Source organism: Acetobacterium sp. MES1 (assembly GCF_002237635.1).
GTDB lineage: Bacteria > Bacillota > Clostridia > Eubacteriales > Eubacteriaceae > Acetobacterium > Acetobacterium wieringae.
The window spans coordinates 65,676-86,453 of sequence record NZ_MJUY01000004.1 but is presented as its reverse complement, the minus strand read 5'-3'; the positions used below and the strand labels follow the sequence as shown (position 1 = coordinate 86,453).

The window sequence follows — 20,778 nt, the reverse complement described above, 5'->3', positions numbered from 1 at the left end:
TGTAGACTCCTATTTTTCAATAAAGCGATAGCCAACCCCCCGGACGGTTTCGATATATTTTTTGCCATCTTCAGATTGTTCCTCAATTTTTTTTCTTAAATAGCGGATATGGACATCCACGGTTCGGGTTTCTCCGTAATAGTCAAAACCCCAGATCTGATCCAGCAGCTGATCCCGGGTCAAGACCTGACCCCGGTGTTTGGCCAAAAAAACCAACAGTTCATATTCCTTAAGGGTTAAGGCCAGTTTCTCCCCATTTTGATAAACTTCAAACGCCTTGGGATCGATTTGAAGATCCCCTACCACAATGGCTTCATCCTCCTTGGATAAAAGAATCTCCGTCCGTCTTAAAACCGCCTTAACCCGGGCACATAGTTCTTTGACCCCAAAAGGCTTGGTAATATAGTCATCGGCGCCAATTTCAAGCCCCAGTACTTTATCGAATTCCTCACTTTTTGCTGTCAGCATAATAATCGGAATGTAGGAAATAACGTTATTGGCACGAATCTCCCGGCAAATGCTGATGCCGTCTTTTCCCGGCAACATCAGATCCAGAATGATCAGATCCGGCAATACTTCCAATATCTTTGCAATGGCTTCGCCGCCATCCTGAACGCCGTCGACTTCAAACCCATGCGTTTCCAGGTTAAATTTAATCAGTTCATATATATTTAATTCATCTTCGATTATCAGTATTTTTTTCATCATGACTCCTTCATTTTTTGTGTAATGAAATTATAACACATCCGCAAATTCTGTTCTGTAAATTTTTGATTAAATTGTAAACTATTACATAATTCTGAAAACGTTATAGAAAAAATAATGATTGTATTCTTTGTTCCTTCTTCATATAATGAATTTATCACATATAATCCTTTATCGCTAAATGAATTACTCCCCTTTTTCATTTAGAAAAACGAGCTGTTTCTTCTGAAACGGTTCTTTTTTTTTTGCAAAAAATTAAGACTGGCCATCAAGCCAGTCTTTCTCTTTTTTAGTGCTAACTCTTCCGATCCAGATTCCGCTTGGCCGTTTCCATCATCAGTTTGATGCGGTTCAGTTGATTGACTTCGCTGGCACCGGGATCGTAGTCGATCGGGGCAATGTTTGCCAGTGGGTATCTTTGACGGATCGGTTTGATCATTCCTTTTCCCATGACATGATTGGGCAAACAGGCAAAGGGCTGGACACAGACAATGTTTTCGACCCCATCATCAATCAGCTCCATCATCTCCGCCGTCAAAAACCAGCCCTCTCCACCCTGATTCCCCAGGGAAATCAGTTCCTGGGCTTTTTTTGCTTTCTTCTCAATGGTTGACGGCGCATGAAAGTGGGTGCTTGCTTCCAGCGCACTTTTCATATTTTTTCGGGAATACTCCAGCAACTGAATAATCAGTTTGGCACTCTTCATCGATTTCCTTTTACCGGATAATTCTTCATATTTAAAGACCTGGTTGTAACAACAGTAGAGGAAAAAGTCCATCAGGTCTGGCATCACCACCTCGGCCCCTTCGGCTTCCAGCACGGCCTGAAGGTTATTGTTGGCGGTAGGATGGTATTTCACCAGAATTTCACCGACAATGGCCACCTTGGGCAATTTTTTGTCGCTTCGGGGCAGGGCATCAAATTCATTGACAATCGCCCGGACGTTTTCTTTGAAATCCCGGAGATTTCCGTTTTTCATGCCTGCTTTTATTTTTTTGCGCCAATGTTGGTATAATTCTTCAGTTGATCCGGGATGGAGCTCATAAGGCCTCGTGCCACTGACAACCCGTTGCAGCAGATCGCCATAGACAATTCCCACCAACAATCGAGTTAGCAGTGGTAGACTGAGTTTAAACCCGGGATTCTTTTCCAAACCAATCGCACTCAGGGAAATTACCGGAATTTGAGACATTCCCGCTGATTCCAGAGCTTTTCTGATAAATGCCACATAATTGGAGGCCCGACAGGGTCCTCCGGTCTGAGTCATCAATACCGATACATTATTAAGATCATATTTTCCTGATTTCAGGGCGGCCATAATCTGCCCGGTAGTAATAATGGTAGGATAGCAGGCATCGTTATTAACATAGGTTAAGCCTTCATCAATGGCAGCATTATCCACGCTGGGCATCACTTCAATATGATAACCATATTTCTCCATGGCCTCTTCCAGAAAGTCAAAATGAATCGGGGACATCTGCGGCGCCAGCAGGGTGTGTTTCTTTTTCATCGCTTTGGTAAAGACCACCCGTTGTTTCATCGGGGTTGGTGCTACCACAATACTATTTTTCTCGCGCTCGATCATCGCCGCTTTGAGTGATCGCATCCGAATCCGAATGGCCCCCAGATTATTGACCTCATCAATCTTAATCAGAGTATAAATATTACCATGACTTTCGAGGATTTCCTGGGTTTGCTCCGAGGTCACCGCATCCAGTCCACAGCCAAAGGAGGTCAGTTGCACCAGTTCCAGAAAATCATGTTGGTTGACCACCTCGGCCGCCTTATATAAGCGGCTGTGGTATTTCCACTGATCCAGAACCCGAAAACGCTCATCTGCTTTAGGCTGATAGAGATGGGCAATGGCATCTTCGGTAAGTACCGCCATATCCAGGCCGGTAATGATATGATCCAGACCATGATTGACCTCCGGATCGATATGATAGGGCCGACCCGCCAAAACAATACCTTTTTGCCCAGTTTCTTTTAAATAGGCAATGGTCTCTTCACCTTTTTTCTCCATGTCCCGACGGAAGGTTTCTTTCTCAGCAATGGCCGCCTTCATAGCAACAGCAATTTCCTGCCGATTAATGCCGTAGACACCAAAGATTTCAGCCAGCCGTTCTTCCAGACGCTGATCATTGTCAAAGGGTAAAAACGGATTCAAGAAGGTAATGCCGTCTTTCTGAACATCATCCTGATTATGCTTGATGGTTTCCGGATAGGACATGACAATCGGGCAATTGTACCAGTTATCAACATCTTCAAATTCTTTTTCCTCATAAGGAATACACGGGTAGAAAATCAGGCCAATGCCCGCTTCCAGTAGAGCCTGAATATGGCCATGGGCCAGTTTTGCCGGATAACAGACCGACTCCGAGGGAATACTCTCCATGCCTTTTTCGTAAATCTTGCGATTGGATTCCGGCGATAACACCACCCGATAGCCCAGATGAGTAAAAAAGGTATGCCAGAAGGGATAATTTTCATAGAGATTTAACACCCGGGGGATCCCGATACTCCCCCGGGGTGCTCTCTCTTCAGACAACGAAGGGTAATTAAAGATCCGCTGATACTTGTATTGATAAAGATTAGGCAGGTCGGCATTCTTTTTAACATTCCCTTCGCCAATCTCACATCGGTTTCCGGTAATATGACGACTGCCGTCGTTAAAGCGGTTAATCGTCAGCAGACAATTATTACTGCAGCCGCCGCAGCGTTTGTGACCGACTTCCACAGCAAAATCGTCCAGCGCTTCCAAATCCAGAAGATTACTGCGTTCCCCGGCGACATAATTTTCCCGGGCAATCAAAGCCGCACCAAAGGCGCCCATCAGGCCCGCGATATCCGGACGGATAACCTCTTTTTCGGTGATCTTTTCAAAAGTCCGCAGCACCGCCAGATTATTAAAGGTGCCCCCCTGAACAATGATATGTTCACCCAGTTCTTTGGGGTTATGAATTTTTATTACCTTCTGCAAAGCGTTCTTGATAACCGAATAAGACAAACCGGCAGAGATGTCTCCGACTTCAGCCCCTTCCTTCTGGGACTGCTTGACCTTGGAATTCATAAAAACGGTGCAGCGGGTGCCCAGATCCACCGGGTTTTCTGCCATCAAGGCAGCATCAACAAAGGCTTGCATGTCAAGATCCAGAGATTTGGCAAAGGTTTCTAAGAATGAACCACACCCCGATGAGCAGGCTTCATTGAGAATGATACTGTCAATGGTACCATTTTTAATCTTCATGCACTTCATATCCTGACCACCGATGTCGAGAATAAAATCAACCTCTGGACAAAAATATTTGGCTCCCTTATAGTGGGCAATGGTTTCAATTTCGCCGATATCGATTTTTAAGGCTTTTTTGATCAGACTTTCACCATAACCGGTAACCGTTGACTTACCGATATAGACATCAGCTGGCAGCAAGCCGTAGACTTGTTTGATAATTTTGATCGACTGAGCCAGCGGACTGCCCTCATTGCCACCATAGTAATTGTACAAAAGAGCGCCGTCACCATTAATGACAACCGCCTTGGTAGTGGTGGAACCCACATCGATTCCTAAAAAACAGCAACCCGAATGATCATGCAAATTTCTTTTGGCAACCTGGTTGTGATCATGTCGTTCTTTGAACTGCTGCAATTCTTCCCGTGAACGAAACAGCGGCGCCAGCCGACCGACTTCATTTTCTGATACGGCATCAAGATTTTCCACTGCTTCAACCAGATCAGAAAAATTCATTGGCACTTCTTTTTCTGCCGAATAAGCCGCCCCCATGGCAACAAAGAGATTGGATTTTTCCGGAAAAATAATCTGCTCCTCAGTCAGTTTCAGGGTTTTTATAAAGCGCTGTCGCAGTTCCGAGAGAAAATAGAGTGGCCCCCCTAAAAAAGCCACATTCCCACGAATCGGATGACCACAGGCCAGGCCGCTGATTGTTTGATTGACCACCGCCTGAAAAATAGAGGCGGCAATATCGGCTTTCTCTGCCCCTTCATTGATCAGCGGCTGGATATCGGTTTTCGAAAAAACCCCACAGCGGGAGGCAATCGGATAAATCATGGTGTGGGTTTTGGATAATTCGTTGAGTCCTTCAGCGTCGGTTTTTAAAAGCGTTGCCATCTGATCAACAAAGGCACCGGTGCCCCCGGCACAGGTACCATTCATCCGCTGTTCAATGGTACCGGAAAAAAAAGTGATCTTGGCATCTTCACCACCCAGCTCAATGGCCACCTCGGTTTTGGGAATAATCCGTTCCACTGCCAGCGTACTGGCGACTACTTCCTGAACAAAGGGAATGCCCAGCCATTGCGAGATCATCAGCCCGCCGGAACCGGTGACACAAACCCGGGTCTGTAAATCGCCCAGTTTTTGATATGTTTCTTTTAAGAGATTGATGATGGTGACCTTGATGTTTGACAAATGACGCCGGTATTCTTCAAAGATGATTTCGTTTTTTGTGTCAATCACCACCACCTTAATGGTAGTGGAGCCGATGTCGATGCCCATTTTATAATTGCTTTTCATTTTATTTTATGACCTCTTCTCTAACCCGTCGGTTCTTAACGTTTGATCATCTGAATTTAATCATACGACTGATATAAGGGTTTAACCCGACGATATAGTTGCTTATATAATTTACTATAAATTTCTGTATAGATTATTGCATTTTCCGGGTTGGGTTCAAAAACCCGGGATTTTCTAATCATCGCCGCACTGGCAGTGTGAATATCCGGATAATGATTTAAGCCCACAAAGGTGGCGATGGCGGCGCCTAAACCAGTTGTCTCAAAGGTCTGAACCCGGTACACCGGCCGATTAAAAATATCGGCCATGATCTGAGCCACCCCATCACTGCGGGAGCCCCCGCCGGATAGTCCGACAGCCTGAATTGGAACTTTTGTTTTGCGTTCAATCCGTTTTACCCCCTCCAGCAGGGCGTAGCCCAGACCTTCAATGATGGCCCGGTAAATATGTCGCTTGTCATGACCCTCACTAAAGCCGATAAAGGTTCCCCGGGCTTCCGGCCGAAAGGCTTCGCGACCCCAATAGGGCTGATGAACCAGGCCATCCGCTCCTGGCAGGGTCGTCTCCAGATAGCCCTCCAAAACCTCATGAATCGCTTGGGGATCAGACTGATCAAGAAATTCCCGGATATACCAATCGACCATCCAAAATCCGTGATAAATAGTCACTTCGGGATTATACGCGTCATTTTCCACCGCTGCAAAGGAAGGGTAGAAGGGATAGAGCTCCACATATTTTTTTGTGGTCACCTCCACCGTTGATTGGGTACCCAAAGAAATACTGGCGACCTCCGGTGTCAAAGCCCCGACACCAAGAGTTTCACAGCCTTTATCCGTCCCTGAAGCGACAATCGGCAAACCCACTGGCAGGCCAGTGACTGCAGCGGCAGTTGCCGTCAGATATCCGATGATTTCGCAGGAGTCGGTCAGCTCATAGCATTTTTCCGGCTCAACCTGAAGAATCTGCGTTTTGACGTTATACTTGCCACACCACTGTTTCTTTTTCGTATCAAAGGGCAGATGACCGGCAGTGTTGGAACGACTGTCAGCTAGTTTCCCAGTCAAGCGACTCAAAAAATAGGTCGAAAGAAAAACGACCTTGTAGGCTTGGGCCCAGATCTCCGGTTCCTGCATCTTGATCCAGTTGACATGAGCAGTTTGACTGAAGGATTTGGCGTAGGTGCTAAACCCAATACATTTAAAGAGCAGCGCATAGGGCCAGGGATAGGGTAGCGGTTCGGCTAATTCCCGGCGATCCAACCAACTGATAAAATTGCGCAGCGGCTCACCACTTTCATCCACCACCGTGATCACATCCCGCTGACAAGACACCGTCATTCCCCGAATGGTCAAAAACAGCGCCGGTGCGTTTTCCTTAAGCTCCGAAATCACTTTAACCAGGGCCTTCCAGAACATTTCTGGCGCAGCTTCTTTCCATTGGAAATGTTTCGAATAATAGCCCTTGAATAATTCTTCGCTTTTAGCCAACTCATTACCGGTCTCATCAAAAATAATGCCCCGAAGTCCTCGGGTGCCGCAATCGATGGTTAACACTGAATTCTTATTTTGCATGCTTTTTGTGTTGTCCAAAATCCATTCTCCCGACATCAACTCATTTCGTATCATTATACCAAATAGTTTGAAAGTGTAAAACAAAAAGCGTTGAATAAAAAGAGTTTACTTTTTATTCAACGCCTGGTTTATTGCATAAGTACCGTACCGACCAATTGTTACATCATGTGCTTATGTACAGTATGTGCTTTCTTTTATCAATGTCAATTACTTTTACCTATAATTAATTTTACAGTTTGATGTCTTTAAAATCCTTAACCTGTTTGGTGATGGCAATTTCGGTTGGTAGACGCTCGATGCTGGATGCGCCAAAGAAGCCGCAAACGCCAGTTGTACGATCAAGAACATACTTGGCATCTTCCGGTTCAGCCACCGGGCCACCGTGAACAATGACCATAATGTCCGGATTAATGGCTTTGCCAGCGTCACAGATCTCCTGGGTCAGCTTGACACAGTCGTCCAGGGTTTTTGCAGTTCCGGCCCCGATGCTCCCTTTAGTGGTCAGTCCCATATGGGCAACCAGTACATCGGCACCAGCTTTGGCCATTTTTTCGGCCTCTTCGACATTAAAAACATAGGGAGTCGTGACCAGATCCAACTCATGGGCTTTCCTGATCATCTCCACTTCCAGATCATAGCCCATATTGGTTTCTTCCAGGTTTTGACGGAATACACCATCAATTAAGCCGACGGTCGGGAAATTCTGCACGCCGGAAAAGCCGGCTTCTTTAACCTGTTTTAAAAACATCTCCATATCTCTAAACGGATCGGTGCCGCAGACCCCGGCCAGAACTGGCGTATCTTTTACAATCGTTACTACTTCTCGGGCCATGTCCATAACAATGGCATTGGCATCGCCATAAGATAACAGCCCGGCTAAAGAACCCCGGCCAGCCATCCGATACCGGCCGGAATTGTAGATAATAATCAGATCAACACCACCAGCTTCAGCGCATTTGGCCGAAATCCCAGTTCCTGCTCCAGCGCCAACCACCGAAATTCCGTTAGCTTCCTGTTCTCTTAGCCGTCTTAATACTTCTTCTCGTTTTATTGCCATGTTAGTTTCTCCTTTATGCGTTCTTTTTTTCAATCATCGTAATCAGTTTCTCTGCCATTGCCAGAGCAAAGGCTTCGTCGTTGATATCGGTATCCATTTCCACCAGTTCGACTTGATCGTCGATGTTGGCCCGCAATTGGGCAAACAGTTCGGCATCTTCTTCCGGACCATAGAACGGTGCGCCTTCCACGTCAATGGCAGAAACTCCTTTTAGCGGAAGAAACAAAGCAACCGGGCCGGTGGCCATATTTAACTTGCTGGCAATGATTTTGCCCATCTGAGAACACTCGTCTACGGTGGTTCGCATCAGGGTAACGCTGGCATTATGTTTATAGAGGTTACGATCTTTATATTTTTCAGGAACGGTTTCAATGGCCCCAAAATTGACCATATCGAGTGCCCCCACCGAAACGACCTCGGGGATTCCCGCCTTGGCAGCCGCTTCCAGTCGGGTTGGCCCCGCTGTGAAGACCCCGCCAGCTACCTCATCACACCACTCGGTGGTTGTGGCATCAAATACGCCTTTGATAAAGCCCGCTTCAATCAGACTTTCCATAGCCATCCCGCCGGCACCGGTGGCATGAAATACCAGCACCTCATAGCCCTGATCTTCCAGATATTCTCTAGCCGTGGTAACACAAGGCGTCGTAACCCCAAACATGGTGGCTGCCAGCAAGGGTTTTTCTTCCTTAAGCTCAGGAATATCAAAACTGGCCATCCCGGCGATCGCATTGGCGGCATTGGCCAGAATATGATTGGAGATGCTGTTGATCCCGGAAATATCGACCACTGAATACATCATTGTGATATCTTTTTCACCAACATAGGGACGGGTATCACCTGAAGCCACGGTAGAAACCATAATCTTCGGCACACCTACAGGCAAACTTCGCATCGCAAAGGTACCAATGGTGGTTCCGGCTGATCCCCCCAGACTGATGACGCCGTCAACCTTACCCTGGTCATACAGCTCTCTGGTAATTTTTGCAGCCCCGGCCATCATCACGTCAATACCCAAGCCGCGATCATGTTGCTGTTGCAACTCATCAAGAGATGATCCCCCGGCGATAGCAACCGCTTCACTGGTGATATCCGGCTCAAATAAGGGCTCGCCCATCACCCCACAGTTGATCGTGGTGGTACTTAAGCCCTGCTTTTCAATCAATTCCTTAATAAACTGGAATTCATGACCCTTGGTATCAAAGGTTCCGACGATTAACACGTTTTTCATTCCATGCCCCCCTTGAGATTTTTTACTTAACTTATTCGATTTGTAATTGCTTAGAACAAATCTCTTTTTATTAAGTCGCTTTGAATTTAATTCATTAAATACGCAAGGTTTATGCCAAAAATTAAAACGCTCAAATCCGCTGTTGCCGCCATTAAAAATGAATCAATGGGCAAGTGATTTCCCATAAAAATATCAACTGGGCAATATTTTCTCAAATCGAGTAAATATTGCCCAGTCATTTAATCGGCGCCTTCCGATTCTGTGGATAAATGGTATTTCATGATTTTATTGTAAAGGGTTCGTCGGGAAATACCGATTCGTTGGGCTGCTTCGGTGCGGTTCCATTGGCAGGCTTTAAGAATTTCCCGAATATAATTACTTTCCAGATGTTCCTTGCTGGTTAACAGCATCTCCGGCCCATGAACTTCAAGCGACTGGGGTTTGCTTCCGGATTTTGGTTTGTGCAATTCTTCCACCACCATGTCATCCCGCCTTATGTATTTGCCTTCACTGAGGATCACCGCCCGCTCCAGTACATGTTTGAGTTCGCGAACATTGCCCGGCCATGGACATTCCATCAGATAGGCCATGGCATCCGGGGCCAGTCGCTTCTCTTCCAGCTGATACTTTATTTTGAATTCGTCCAAAAAGCGATTGCAAAGTAATGGAATGTCCTCGGTATGCCGCCGTAACGGTGGGGTATTGATTTCTACCACATTCAGCCGATAGTAAAGATCCTCCCGGAAATGATTGTCCGCCACCGCCTGTTTAATATCGACATTGGTGGCACAGACAATTCGCACATCGACAAAAATAGTTTTTTCGCCGCCAACCCGTTCAAACTCCTGTTGCTGAATAATCCGCAGCACCTTCGCCTGGAGATCGACATCCATTTCCCCAATCTCATCCAGAAACAGGGTGCCATTATTGGCCAGTTCAAATTTCCCCAACCGCCGTTTATCGGCCCCGGTAAAGGCCCCCTTTTCATGGCCAAACAACTCACTTTCCAATAAATTTGGTGGCAAAGCGGCGCAATTCACCTTGATCAGCGGACCCAGACAACGTTTACTGTTAAAATGCAGCGCCTTGGCCACCAACTCTTTACCGGTTCCGCTTTCTCCCTGAATTAGCACATTAACATCCTTGTCGGCCACCTTATTGATCAGTTCATACATATCCTGCATGATTACACTTTGCCCGACAATCTCATCAAATCCCCGCTTTTTCAGCAGTTCTTTCTTTAAATGCTTATTTTCCTGTTTTAATTTATAATAATTTTTAAACTTGTCGGTCGTTTCCGAAATCGCCAGTTCAGTGGGAATCCGCTCAAAGCTGGAGCCTCCGATATAACCGATAGTCTGGGAGTTTTTATAAAAATAATAGGCATCCTCCGGTGAATTGATGGGCCCGCCATAAATCATCTTATAGGTGCGGGGATTAATCTCATCGACGGCCGCAAAAATTGCTTCTGTCATTTCCAGGCATTCATTGATGGTGGAAAAAACCTTGCCGGATTTCTCACCACCCCGGGTCCAACCAAAATGGGCACAGACAACATCCACCCCTGCCCGGGTCATGGCCCGGGCCTGCTCTTCATTAAAGACAAAGGCAATCGTAAAGAGGTCGGCGGCCACAGCCTTTGTCATAAATTCGATTTCCTGGTCATAACCCAGGCCCTTCTCCTCCAACCATTCCCGGAATTGCCCGTCAATCAATCCCACGGTAGGAAAATTATTGACGCCGCTAAAACCCAGATCCCGGACTTTTTGAATCAATTCCTGATGAGTGTAATTGGGGTCAGTGGCATTGATCCCACAGATCACGGCCCGATCTTTGAGTTTTGGCAGTATCTCCCGGCTGGAAAAATCGAACACCAACTCATTGCTGTTGGAAAATGGCATCATACATCCAATCGACGGAATGCCCGCCGAACGAAAGCGACCAGCACTCAGGGCCAGCAACAAATCAGCCCCGCCCTTAACCGCCTGCTTGGCAAAAAGACCAGACCCCACCGCCACCCCAATCACCGGTTTATTCATTTTTAAACTATTATGGATCATTTTTTCGATGGCTTCTTTTTTCTTCATGGTATTCTCCCACTGAAAACTTTACTCTCATTATACAATCCCCGGTCAAAAAACGCAAAAAGACTATTGCAGAGTTCTGCAATAGTCTTAACTTACATTTGTGATTTACTAAATCTATAAGCCGAGTTCTGTTTAAATAGTCATCTATCTCGATTTATTGTTACCAATAAATTCTAGCGACCTACCATAGGACAACGACGAGCAGCCGTCTTTTACAGTCCGTTCTTGGTCTTGCTCCAGGTGGGGTTTACATAGCCGATGTGTTACCACACCGCTGGTGAGCTCTTACCTCACCCTTTCATCCTTACCATTACTGGCGGTATACTTTCTGTTGCACTTGCCTTAGAGTCGCCTCCACCGGGTGTTACCCGGCACCCTGCTCTGTGGAGCTCGGACTTTCCTCAACCGGATTACTCCGGGTGCGACTATCTGATTTACTAAATCAATATAGTATACACTTTCTTCACGCAAATTTCAAGAATTATTTAATTTAGACTTTGTCATAGAAATTATTAACCAATTCATATTAGCTCAACACTACCGTACCGACCAATTGTTAATCTGTTGTATGCGCGCAATTCGTACAGTTGCGATATAACTTTATCTAAATTATAAACTATATTTTGCAACTGTTCGCCTTGAGGCACACAACATGATATAACAATTGTCGGTACTACTAGACTCTATTTGAATTAAGGTTTAATCACTAACGAATTGGTTAATAATTCACAATAAAATCCCGGGACGACTCCGCAACAATCATTTCCGGGCAGGCGTCCTCCAAACCGGCTGTCAGCATTTGTTTAAGACAGTCGGTTACCCATTTCTCAGTGCCGTAATGACCAGCATCCAGCACCCAGATGTTGTTTTCCAGAGCCCGTTGCCCGTCGTGATGTTTGAGATCCCCGGTGATTAGCACATCGGCTCTTTTGGCTTTGGCCAGACCGATCATATCCGCTCCAGCGCCGGAACAGATAGCCACCCGACGAACAATCTCCGGAACCTTACCGGCCCCTCTTAAAGTGGGGAGATCCAACCGTTTTTTTATTTCGGTAATAAAATCGACGGCTCCGATAGGCTGACTTAATATCCCAATTTTTCCGAGTCCGTTTTCATTGATTAAATCCCCATTTTCCAGCGGGATCACATCATAGGCCATCGCTTCGTAGGGATGATTTCTTTTTAGGGCCGCAATCAGATTATTTAATTCAGGCGCCGCTACAATGGCTTCAATCCGATCTTCCGAAACGCTGGTCATCTTATCTACCGCCCCAATAAATGGTTTGGCGCCTTCCTTCGGGCGAAAAGTACCGGTTCCGGAGGATCGATAGGTGCAATAATCGTAATCACCGATGGCCCCGGCGCCGTTTTTACCTAATACCTCGATGATTTTATGACTGGCTTCCACCGGCGTAAAGACGACCAGTTTATAATACCTCGTCGGATTTGAGGGTTCCAGAGTTTTAATCTTTTCAAGGCCGATAATCTCGGCCAAATAGTGGTTAAGACCCTTGGCGGCCTTATCCAAATTGGTATGGGCCACATAAACAGCGACGTCATTTTTAATCAATTGGGCAATCATTTGGCCTTTTTCGCCGTCACAGGATACGGTTTTTAAGCCATTAAAAATAAATGGGTGATGGGCGATAATCAGATCGGCTTTTTTTACAACCGCTTCATCAACTACATCAGCCGTAACATCCAGGGTCAACAGAATCCGGTTAATACACTGTTGCCGCGATCCGACCTGAAGGCCGACGTTATCCCAGCTTTCAGCCAGTCTTTCCGGGGCCAGGGCTTCAATGGTCTGGATGATTTGATTTAGTTTGACAGACATTTTTTCACCTCATTCAGTTTTTCGATAAACCTACTACTTTCCTGAAATTGCTTGGCCGCCACCGCCGTGGTTCTTCCCCGGGTACTGGTTACAATCTGTTGTTCCAAAAATATTTTTCGGTCGATCAGAGCACCCAGCAAAGGATGCTGATGCCTATAATACTCAAAACCCAATTCATATTCCAATGGGGTGGTAACAATCATCGCTCCCGGCTCGGCCACAATGATCTCATAAACCCGATCGCCTTCCCGAGCCAGCTCTTCCCGGGTAATTAAAAACCCCGCTGTTTCCAGATATCTTCGTAACACTGCCTGATTATTCATTGGCTGCAAAACCAGTTTTTTTGCCGCTCTGGCAACAGCTGGCTGGGCTTTTAGCAGATCCCGGATCAGGAGCCCCCCCATCCCTGCCATAACAACAACCTCAACCTCGCCAGGTTTAAGCACAGAAAGACCCGAACCAAGTCGGGTCTCGATCTGTTTTTGTAATTGTTGGGCGTCGATAATTTTTTGAGCTTTTTTCAGTGGTTGCTGGTTAATGTCGCTGGCGATGGCCCTGCAAACACCCTTGTTTTCTACCAGGTACGCTGGCAGGTAACCATGATCGGTGCCAATATCCGCCATCGAGCAGGCCCCGGTCACACAACCGGCAATCACCTCAAGCCTTGGACTTAATTTAATCTTCATTTTAGGTTAAGTAATCCTTCAATTTCTTGCTGCGGCTGGGGTGTCTGAGTTTACGCAGCGCCTTGGCTTCAATCTGTCGGATCCGTTCCCGGGTGACGTTAAACTCTTTGCCGACTTCTTCAAGTGTTCGAGCCCGACCATCATCGAGACCAAAACGTAATCGCAGCACCTTTTCTTCACGTTCGGTCAGGGTATTTAACACTTCAATCAGCTGTTCTTTCAGCAGTGCATAGGATGCCGCTTCAGCTGGTGCCGGGGCCTCTTCATCGGGAATAAAATCACCCAAATGGCTGTCTTCTTCTTCCCCAATCGGGGTTTCCAAAGAAACCGGATCCTGAGCAATTTTCTGAATTTCCCGAACTTTTTCTTCAGAAAAACCCATTTCCTTGCCGATTTCTGCGGGGGTTGGTTCCCGCCCGTATTCCTGCAGCAATTGCCGGGAAACCCGGATCAATTTATTGATGGTCTCGACCATGTGTACCGGGATTCGGATCGTTCTGGCCTGATCGGCGATGGCCCGGGTAATCGCCTGGCGAATCCACCAGGTAGCATAGGTACTGAATTTAAAACCCTTGGTATAATCAAATTTCTCAACCGCCTTGATCAAGCCGAGGTTTCCTTCCTGAATCAGATCGAGAAACGACATACCCCGGCCCACATAACGCTTGGCGATACTGACGACCAGTCGCAGGTTGGCTTCAGCCAATTCTTTCTTGGCCATCTCATCGCCTGCTTCCATGCGGCGAGCCAGTTCCATTTCTTCATCGCCGGTCAGTAAGGGTACCTTCCCGATTTCTTTTAAGTATAAACGAACCGGATCATTGACACTGACTGAATCTGCCAGTTCAAGTTCTTTCTGGTTCTCTTCCTCAAGTTCCGCCGCTTCCAGAGCTTCCAGTTCGAGATCGGTAAAAGCGATTTCGATCCCTTCTTTTTGCAGATACAAATAGATTGAATCAATTTCTTCGGGGTCAAGATCCGCCTTATCCAAAATTTCTTCAAAATCGTGGTTATTTAAATTTCCTTTTGATTTCCCCCGCTTTAACAGCTGCTGCACCTCCGGCATCAGCTCAATGGCGACTTTTTCGATTTCAATGATGTCGTCGTCAATATCGATGATCACATCGTCGGTTTTTACTTTCTCGAGTTTCATTTTAGTGCCTCCCGTTTTCTTTCATCATTTTCTTAATCTCTATGAGTTGATTGGTGAGCCGTGCCACCTCATCGTCATTACCAGTCGTTGACTCCCGCTTAATTTGTTCGGAAAGTCGGTCGAGTTGAGCTTCATTATAAAATCGATTCATTATTTCCAAAGCATCGTGATAATCTGACCGGGAGACTTCATCCTCGTTCATCATGAACTCAACTAATTTTTTAACTTCTTTGGAATCTTCAAAATGTGACATAATCTGATTAACTTCAATCCGGCTGCCGGTTTTCCGCTTTTCTAAAAGAACGCTGATCAGTTCCTGATAGAACGAGTCGGTCAGAAAGTCAATCGGAACGTCATCGATAATTTCCGGGTTTTTTAAACAGTAGCGAATCACCACTTCCTGAGCATTTTGGTAGGCCCTGGGAATTTTTTGTGGCGTTACCACATTATGGGTCGATTCAACCAGTTGAACTGGATTATCCGGCCGTTTTTTTGAGCGCATGACCTCGCGTCTTATCACTTCCTGATTAATTCCTGTTTCACCAGCCACCATTTTGCTGTAGTAATCAACTTCCAGTGATGTCTCCAGCTGCTTTAGTACGTTAATTGCTTCATTGCCATAGCGGAGCCGTCCATCGGTTTGAGAAAGATCATTGTGTTTTTTTAGTAATCCCAATTCATATTCAACGATGGTTAAGGCCTTGGCGACCGCATCCAAAAATCCCTGTTGACCATATTTTTGGACAAAGGAATCTGGATCCTCATTGCTCGGCAAGTTTAATATTTTAACATTTAAGCTGGTCTTTTTCAAGATATTCATGGCTTTTTCTGTTGCCGATTTCCCTGCACTGTCGCCATCAAAGGCAATGATCACTTCATTGGCATAGCGCTCCAGAATTTTTCCATGAAATGGGGTAAAGGCCGTTCCCAATGCTGCTACGGTATTTTTGATCCCTTTTTCATATAAAGAGATCACGTCCATGTAACCTTCCACAATCACGATCTGCCCGTCATCCAAAAAGTTCTTACAATGATTGAGATTATAAAGCTCATAACTTTTGGAAAAAATTGGGGTTTCGGGGGAGTTTAGGTATTTGGGCCCATTTTGTCCGGTTGTCATCAAACGACCGCCAAACCCAACAATCTGTCCCCGGGGGTTAACAATCGGGAACATAATCCGATCGCGGAAGCGATCATAATGTCGTTTGCTTTCCGAGGCCAGAACCAGACCCGAATCCAGCATTTCCGTCAGGGTAAAGCCTTTAGTCACCAGAAAATCGGTCAATCGGCTCCAGTCCTCACTGGCATAACCTAACCCAAATTCGCGGATGGTTTCCTGAGAGATGCTGCGCTGACTTAGATATTCCCGGGCAGATGGTGTCGTTTTTAAAATTTTATAATAGTAGTTGGCAGTCTGCCGATGCAATTCATAGAGCCGCTTCTTTTTTTCATAAGCCTGGTGGTCTTCCTGTTGATTCTGTTTTTCCGGCAAAACCATATTTGCCCGAGTAGCCAAAAATTTGAGAGCATCCATGAACGGTAATTTTTCCATTTCCATAATAAAGGTAATCACATTGCCTCCGGCTCCACAGCCAAAACAATGATACAGCTGTTTTTCCCGGGATACCGTGAAAGACGCTGTTTTTTCATTATGAAACGGACATTTTCCTTTGAATGAATTGCCCACCCTCTTTAAGGTCATGTAACCCGAAGTCACATCCACAATATCATTGGCGTCGATGACAGATTGGATCACTTCTTCGGAATAGTAAGTCGTCATTTGTTTTTTCCTTTTGTAAAATTAAAGTCTTGACTTTTTAAGGGTCTATTATCTCTATTCTAAGTAAAATGCAATTCTCCTTGTTTTAATATCCTTTATTTTTATATTTAAACAAAAATAAAGTTTCATTAATTTTTTAAAAAATTGTTATCGATGGATAATAGTTGATTATTTGGGTAATAAAAAAATTAATCACAATAATATTAGAAAGAGGTGTTCTTATGGAAAAAAAACGTATTATCGAAGCCATTCATGAACAAGTAAAAGCTGCCGATTTTGATGATCATGGCAAAGCCGTTCTCAGTATGAAAGATGTCGCAGATGGTCAATTAATCATGGATGTCCTGGAAGAATTAAAATCAGACACAACCTTCGATTTTGATTTTGATCTGGACAAAATGGAACTCACTGTCCATAACCCGGAAGATGATCTGGACGGATTTATCAGACGGCACCCCTCCCCACAAAAGTGCAAATAGTGTTCCTTTTCCGATCGACAATTTGTGGTAAGTCCAATAAAAAAGCTCCCCTGGGATTGCCCACGGGAGCTTTTTTATGATCGACACGAAAAACCCTGCGGGTCTCTCGTGTCAAAAATCTAATTACATTTCTGCTTTTTGTTTGTAACCCAGGTAACGTTCCATTGCTTCTTCTTTTGCTTTATCATAAAGAGTTGCTGAAACTTCCGGGAAGGTCAGTTTTAATGAGGTGTATCGAACTTCTGAATCCAGGAATTCGGTGAATTTGTCCATATCCGGTTCTTTGGAATCAAGGATAAATGGATTTTTACCCTCTTCTTTCAGGGTTGGATTGAATCGGTACAGATGCCAGTATCCGGATTCCACAGCAAATGCTTCATGGGTTTGGGTCCGGCTCATACCACCTTTGATACCATGGTTGATACAAGGCGCATACGCAATGATCAGTGATGGACCATCATAGGCTTCAGCTTCCTGAAGGGCTTTCATAAATTGATTTTTGTCTGCGCCCATGGCTACCTGAGCAACATAAACATAACCGTAGGTTGCCGCCATCATACCAAGGTCTTTTTTCTTGATTCGTTCACCAGCGGAGGCGAATTGTGCCACTGCTGCGGTTGGTGTTGACTTAGAAGCCTGACCACCGGTGTTGGAGTAGATTTCGGTATCCAGTACGAATACGTTGATGTTTTTGCGTGACGCTAAAACATGATCCAGTCCGCCATATCCGATATCGTAAGCCCAGCCATCGCCACCAAAAATCCATTGGGATTTTTTGATCAGGTATGACTGATTGTCCAGAATAAACTTGGCATAGGTTGCCAGTGCTTCGCTTGGTGTATAAGCAGATAAGACTTCAACCAGTTTAGCCGAGGCAATTTTGGAAGCTTCCGCATCTTTTCTACTGTCAATCCAGGCTTGCGCTGCTGTTTTAACAGCTTCTGGAGCATCGCCAGCAATGATTTCTTTTAGATAGTTTTCAATGGTATCAGCCATTTTTTCAGTTGCCAGCATCATCCCGAAACCATACTCGGCATTGTCTTCAAATAAAGAGTTGGCCCAGGCTGGTCCTTTTCCTGCGGCATTTTTGCAGTAAGGTGTAGAAGGTGACGATGCTCCCCAGATTGATGAACAACCGGTAGCATTGGCAACCAGCATGCGATCCCCAAACAATTGGGTAATGGTTTTAATGTATGGTGTTTCACCACAACCGGCACAGGCTCCGGAGAACTCAAGCAATGGCTGACAGAACTGGCTGCCTTTAACAGTCGCCTTATTCATCAGGTTATCTTTAATCGTAACCGTGGTCGCATAGTTCCACATTGGGATTTGATCTGCCTGTGTATCGATTGGTTCCATTTCCAGGGCTTTGGTTTTAGCCGGACAAGCATCCTGACAGTTACCGCAACCAGTACAATCAAGGGTGCTGACCTGGATTCGGTACTCTAAGCCATCAAATTGTTTTCCGGTCGCTTTAACAGTGGTAAAGCCTTCTGGCGCTGCTGCTTTTTCACCAGCATCCACTAACACCGGACGGATGGCAGCATGTGGGCAGACAAATGAACACTGATTACACTGGATACAGTTTTCAGGAATCCATTTTGGCACATTAACAGCGATACCCCGTTTTTCGTAGGCTGAAGAACCAGACATAAAGGTTCCGTCTTCCACGCCAGTAAAGGTTGATACCGGAATATCATCACCTTCCAATCGGTTGATCGGACGTAAAATCTTTGTGATGAATTCTGGTACATTTTCTTCAGTTGCTTCGTCAGCTTTAAGCTCTTTCCAGGCAGCCGGAACATCGACTTTAACCAGCGCATCAATCCCCTGATCAACAGCAGCATTGTTCATATCAACAATTTTTTGACCTTTTTTACCGTAAGATTTTTGAATCCCCGCTTTAGAGAAGGCAACCGCATCTTCAATTGGAATAATGTCGGCCAGTTTAAAGAACGCTGATTGCATAATCATGTTGGTACGACGGCCCAGCCCAATTTCTTCCGCAATTTTAGTCGCATTGATAATATAGAAATTAATGTCATTATCAGCGATGTATTTTTTTAATGACGCTGGTAATTTTTCATCCAATTCGGCAACATCCCAGACTGTATTAAGCAGGAAGGTTCCGCCTTTTTTCAAACCTTTTAACAGGTCATATTGGTGAACATAGGCTTGGGTCGAGCAGGAAACAAAGTCAGAATTTACAATTAAGTAAGTTGACTTAATTGGTTTTTTCCCAAACCGCAGGTGAGAAACGGTAACCCCACCGGATTTTTTACTATCATAGGAGAAGTAACCTTGAGCATATAAATCGGTATGATCCCCAATAATTTTAATGGCTGATTTATTGGCCCCAACGGTTCCGTCAGATCCCAGACCCCAAAATTTACATCCTTTGGTTCCTTCTGGAACAGTATGCAGGTTTTCACCCAGTTCCAGATTGGTGTGGGTGACATCATCAACAATCCCGATGGTAAATTTATCTTTGGGTTGTGCCAGTTTTAAATTATCATAAACGGCTTTAATTTGCGCAGGAGTGGTATCTTTTGAGCTGAGTCCATAGCGACCACCAACAATCAGTGGTTGGAATTCTTTGCCATAGAAGACGGTGCAGATATCTTGGTATAAAGGCTCGCCCAGTGAACCAGGTTCTTTGGTACGATCCAGTACGGCAATTTTCTTAACGGTTTTTGGCAATACTTTTAGTAAATATTCCGGCGCAAACGGTCTGAATAAACGAACCTTGATCAAGCCGATTTTCTCGCCCTGTTTCAATAAATAATCGATCGTTTCTTCAATCGTATCGGTTACTGAACCCATGGCAACGATGATATTTTCGGCATCGTCAGCACCATAATAATCAAATAAGTGGTATTCCCGACCGGTTTCTGCCGAGATTTTTTCCATGTAATCAGCAACAATTTCTGGAACCTTATCATAGAACGGATTACAAGCCTCTCGCGCCTGGAAGAAAATATCCGGATTCTGAGCGGTTCCTCGAGTTACTGGGTGTTCGGGATTTAAGGCCCGGTTTCTGAATTCTTGAATCGCTTCAAAATCGGCCAACTTTTTAAAGACATCATAATCGATCACTTCAATCTTTTGAATCTCATGTGACGTTCTGAAACCATCAAAGAAGTGCATAAATGGCACCCGGCTTTTAATGGCAGCCAGATGAGCAATCGCAGCCAGATCCATTACTTCCTGGACACCACCGGATGCCAACAAGGCAAAACCAGTTTGACGACAAGCCATAACATCGCCATGATCACCAAAAATAGACAAAGCTTGGGCTGCCAACGTACGGGCGGTAACATGAAAAACGCCAGGCAACAATTCGCCAGCAATTTTATACATATTCGGGATCATCAGTAAAAGTCCCTGGGATGCAGTAAAGGTGGTGGTTAAGGCACCAGCTGCCAGCGAACCGTGAACCGCACCAGCGGCACCACCTTCTGATTGCATTTCTGAAACTTTGACAGTTTCACCAAAAATATTTTTTCGTCCCTGAGAAGCCCAAACGTCCGCATATTCGGCCATTGGGGATGAAGGGGTAATTGGAAAAATAGCTGCAACCTCAGTAAACGCATAGGCAACATGAGCAGCTGCTGTATTTCCATCCATTGTCATCATTTTTTTAGGCATGATTTTCCTCCTT

The 20,778-nt window shown here is 45.3% G+C and carries 12 protein-coding genes and 1 other RNA gene; 1 reads left to right on the top strand and 12 read right to left on the bottom strand.

Annotated elements, in window-relative coordinates; translation table 11 throughout:
- Positions 1-9 precede the first annotated feature (9 nt).
- From BI182_RS01305 to dnaG, 11 genes are all read right to left on the bottom strand, one after another.
- Complete coding sequence (locus BI182_RS01305) at positions 10-705, bottom strand: winged helix-turn-helix domain-containing protein (RefSeq protein WP_276495648.1); 696 nt, start codon at positions 703-705, stop codon at positions 10-12.
- A gap of 295 nt (positions 706-1,000) precedes the next feature.
- Positions 1,001-5,236 carry a 2-hydroxyacyl-CoA dehydratase gene (locus tag BI182_RS01300; protein WP_286804989.1) on the bottom strand — a complete coding sequence of 1,412 codons (4,236 nt, stop codon included), beginning with the start codon at positions 5,234-5,236 and terminating at the stop codon, positions 1,001-1,003.
- 56 nt (positions 5,237-5,292) lie between these two features.
- Complete coding sequence (locus BI182_RS01295; RefSeq protein ID WP_286804985.1) at positions 5,293-6,825, bottom strand: FGGY-family carbohydrate kinase; 1,533 nt, start codon at positions 6,823-6,825, stop codon at positions 5,293-5,295.
- 211 nt (positions 6,826-7,036) lie between these two features.
- Positions 7,037-7,864: a phosphoenolpyruvate hydrolase family protein gene (locus BI182_RS01290; protein ID WP_070370180.1), complete on the bottom strand. Its 828-nt coding sequence runs from the start codon at positions 7,862-7,864 to the stop codon at positions 7,037-7,039.
- A gap of 13 nt (positions 7,865-7,877) precedes the next feature.
- Complete coding sequence (locus BI182_RS01285) at positions 7,878-9,095, bottom strand: Tm-1-like ATP-binding domain-containing protein (RefSeq protein WP_070370179.1); 1,218 nt, start codon at positions 9,093-9,095, stop codon at positions 7,878-7,880.
- Between the two features lie 239 nt (positions 9,096-9,334).
- Positions 9,335-11,182 carry a phosphoenolpyruvate hydrolase family protein gene (locus BI182_RS01280; protein ID WP_070370178.1) on the bottom strand — a complete coding sequence of 616 codons (1,848 nt, stop codon included), beginning with the start codon at positions 11,180-11,182 and terminating at the stop codon, positions 9,335-9,337.
- Positions 11,183-11,283: 101 nt separating this feature from the next.
- An RNA gene (rnpB, locus tag BI182_RS01275) (RNase P RNA component class A) lies at positions 11,284-11,623 on the bottom strand.
- Positions 11,624-11,900: 277 nt separating this feature from the next.
- Entirely contained in the window at positions 11,901-13,019 is a 1,119-nt protein-coding gene (locus BI182_RS01270) for a Nif3-like dinuclear metal center hexameric protein (RefSeq protein WP_286804982.1), read from the bottom strand.
- The gene (locus BI182_RS01265) at positions 13,004-13,705 is read right to left on the bottom strand and encodes a tRNA (adenine(22)-N(1))-methyltransferase (RefSeq protein ID WP_250935146.1); all 702 of its coding nucleotides are present in this window, start codon (positions 13,703-13,705) and stop codon (positions 13,004-13,006) included. Before BI182_RS01265 ends, BI182_RS01270 begins: the two co-directional genes overlap by 16 nt.
- A gap of 1 nt (position 13,706) precedes the next feature.
- Positions 13,707-14,771 (bottom strand): RNA polymerase sigma factor RpoD, encoded by a 1,065-nt coding sequence (gene rpoD, locus BI182_RS01260; RefSeq protein WP_148637578.1) that lies wholly within the window; start codon positions 14,769-14,771, stop codon positions 13,707-13,709.
- 88 nt (positions 14,772-14,859) lie between these two features.
- Positions 14,860-16,638, bottom strand: coding sequence for a DNA primase (dnaG, locus tag BI182_RS01255; protein WP_286804980.1), 1,779 nt, complete (start codon positions 16,636-16,638; stop codon positions 14,860-14,862).
- 221 nt (positions 16,639-16,859) lie between these two features.
- On the opposite strand from dnaG, the gene BI182_RS01250 reads away from it, so the two are divergent.
- Complete coding sequence (locus tag BI182_RS01250; protein WP_070370174.1) at positions 16,860-17,117, top strand: hypothetical protein; 258 nt, start codon at positions 16,860-16,862, stop codon at positions 17,115-17,117.
- Between the two features lie 123 nt (positions 17,118-17,240).
- On the opposite strand, the gene nifJ is transcribed toward BI182_RS01250, so the two are convergent.
- The gene (nifJ, locus tag BI182_RS01245; protein ID WP_286804979.1) at positions 17,241-20,765 is read right to left on the bottom strand and encodes a pyruvate:ferredoxin (flavodoxin) oxidoreductase; all 3,525 of its coding nucleotides are present in this window, start codon (positions 20,763-20,765) and stop codon (positions 17,241-17,243) included.
- Positions 20,766-20,778 lie beyond the last annotated feature (13 nt).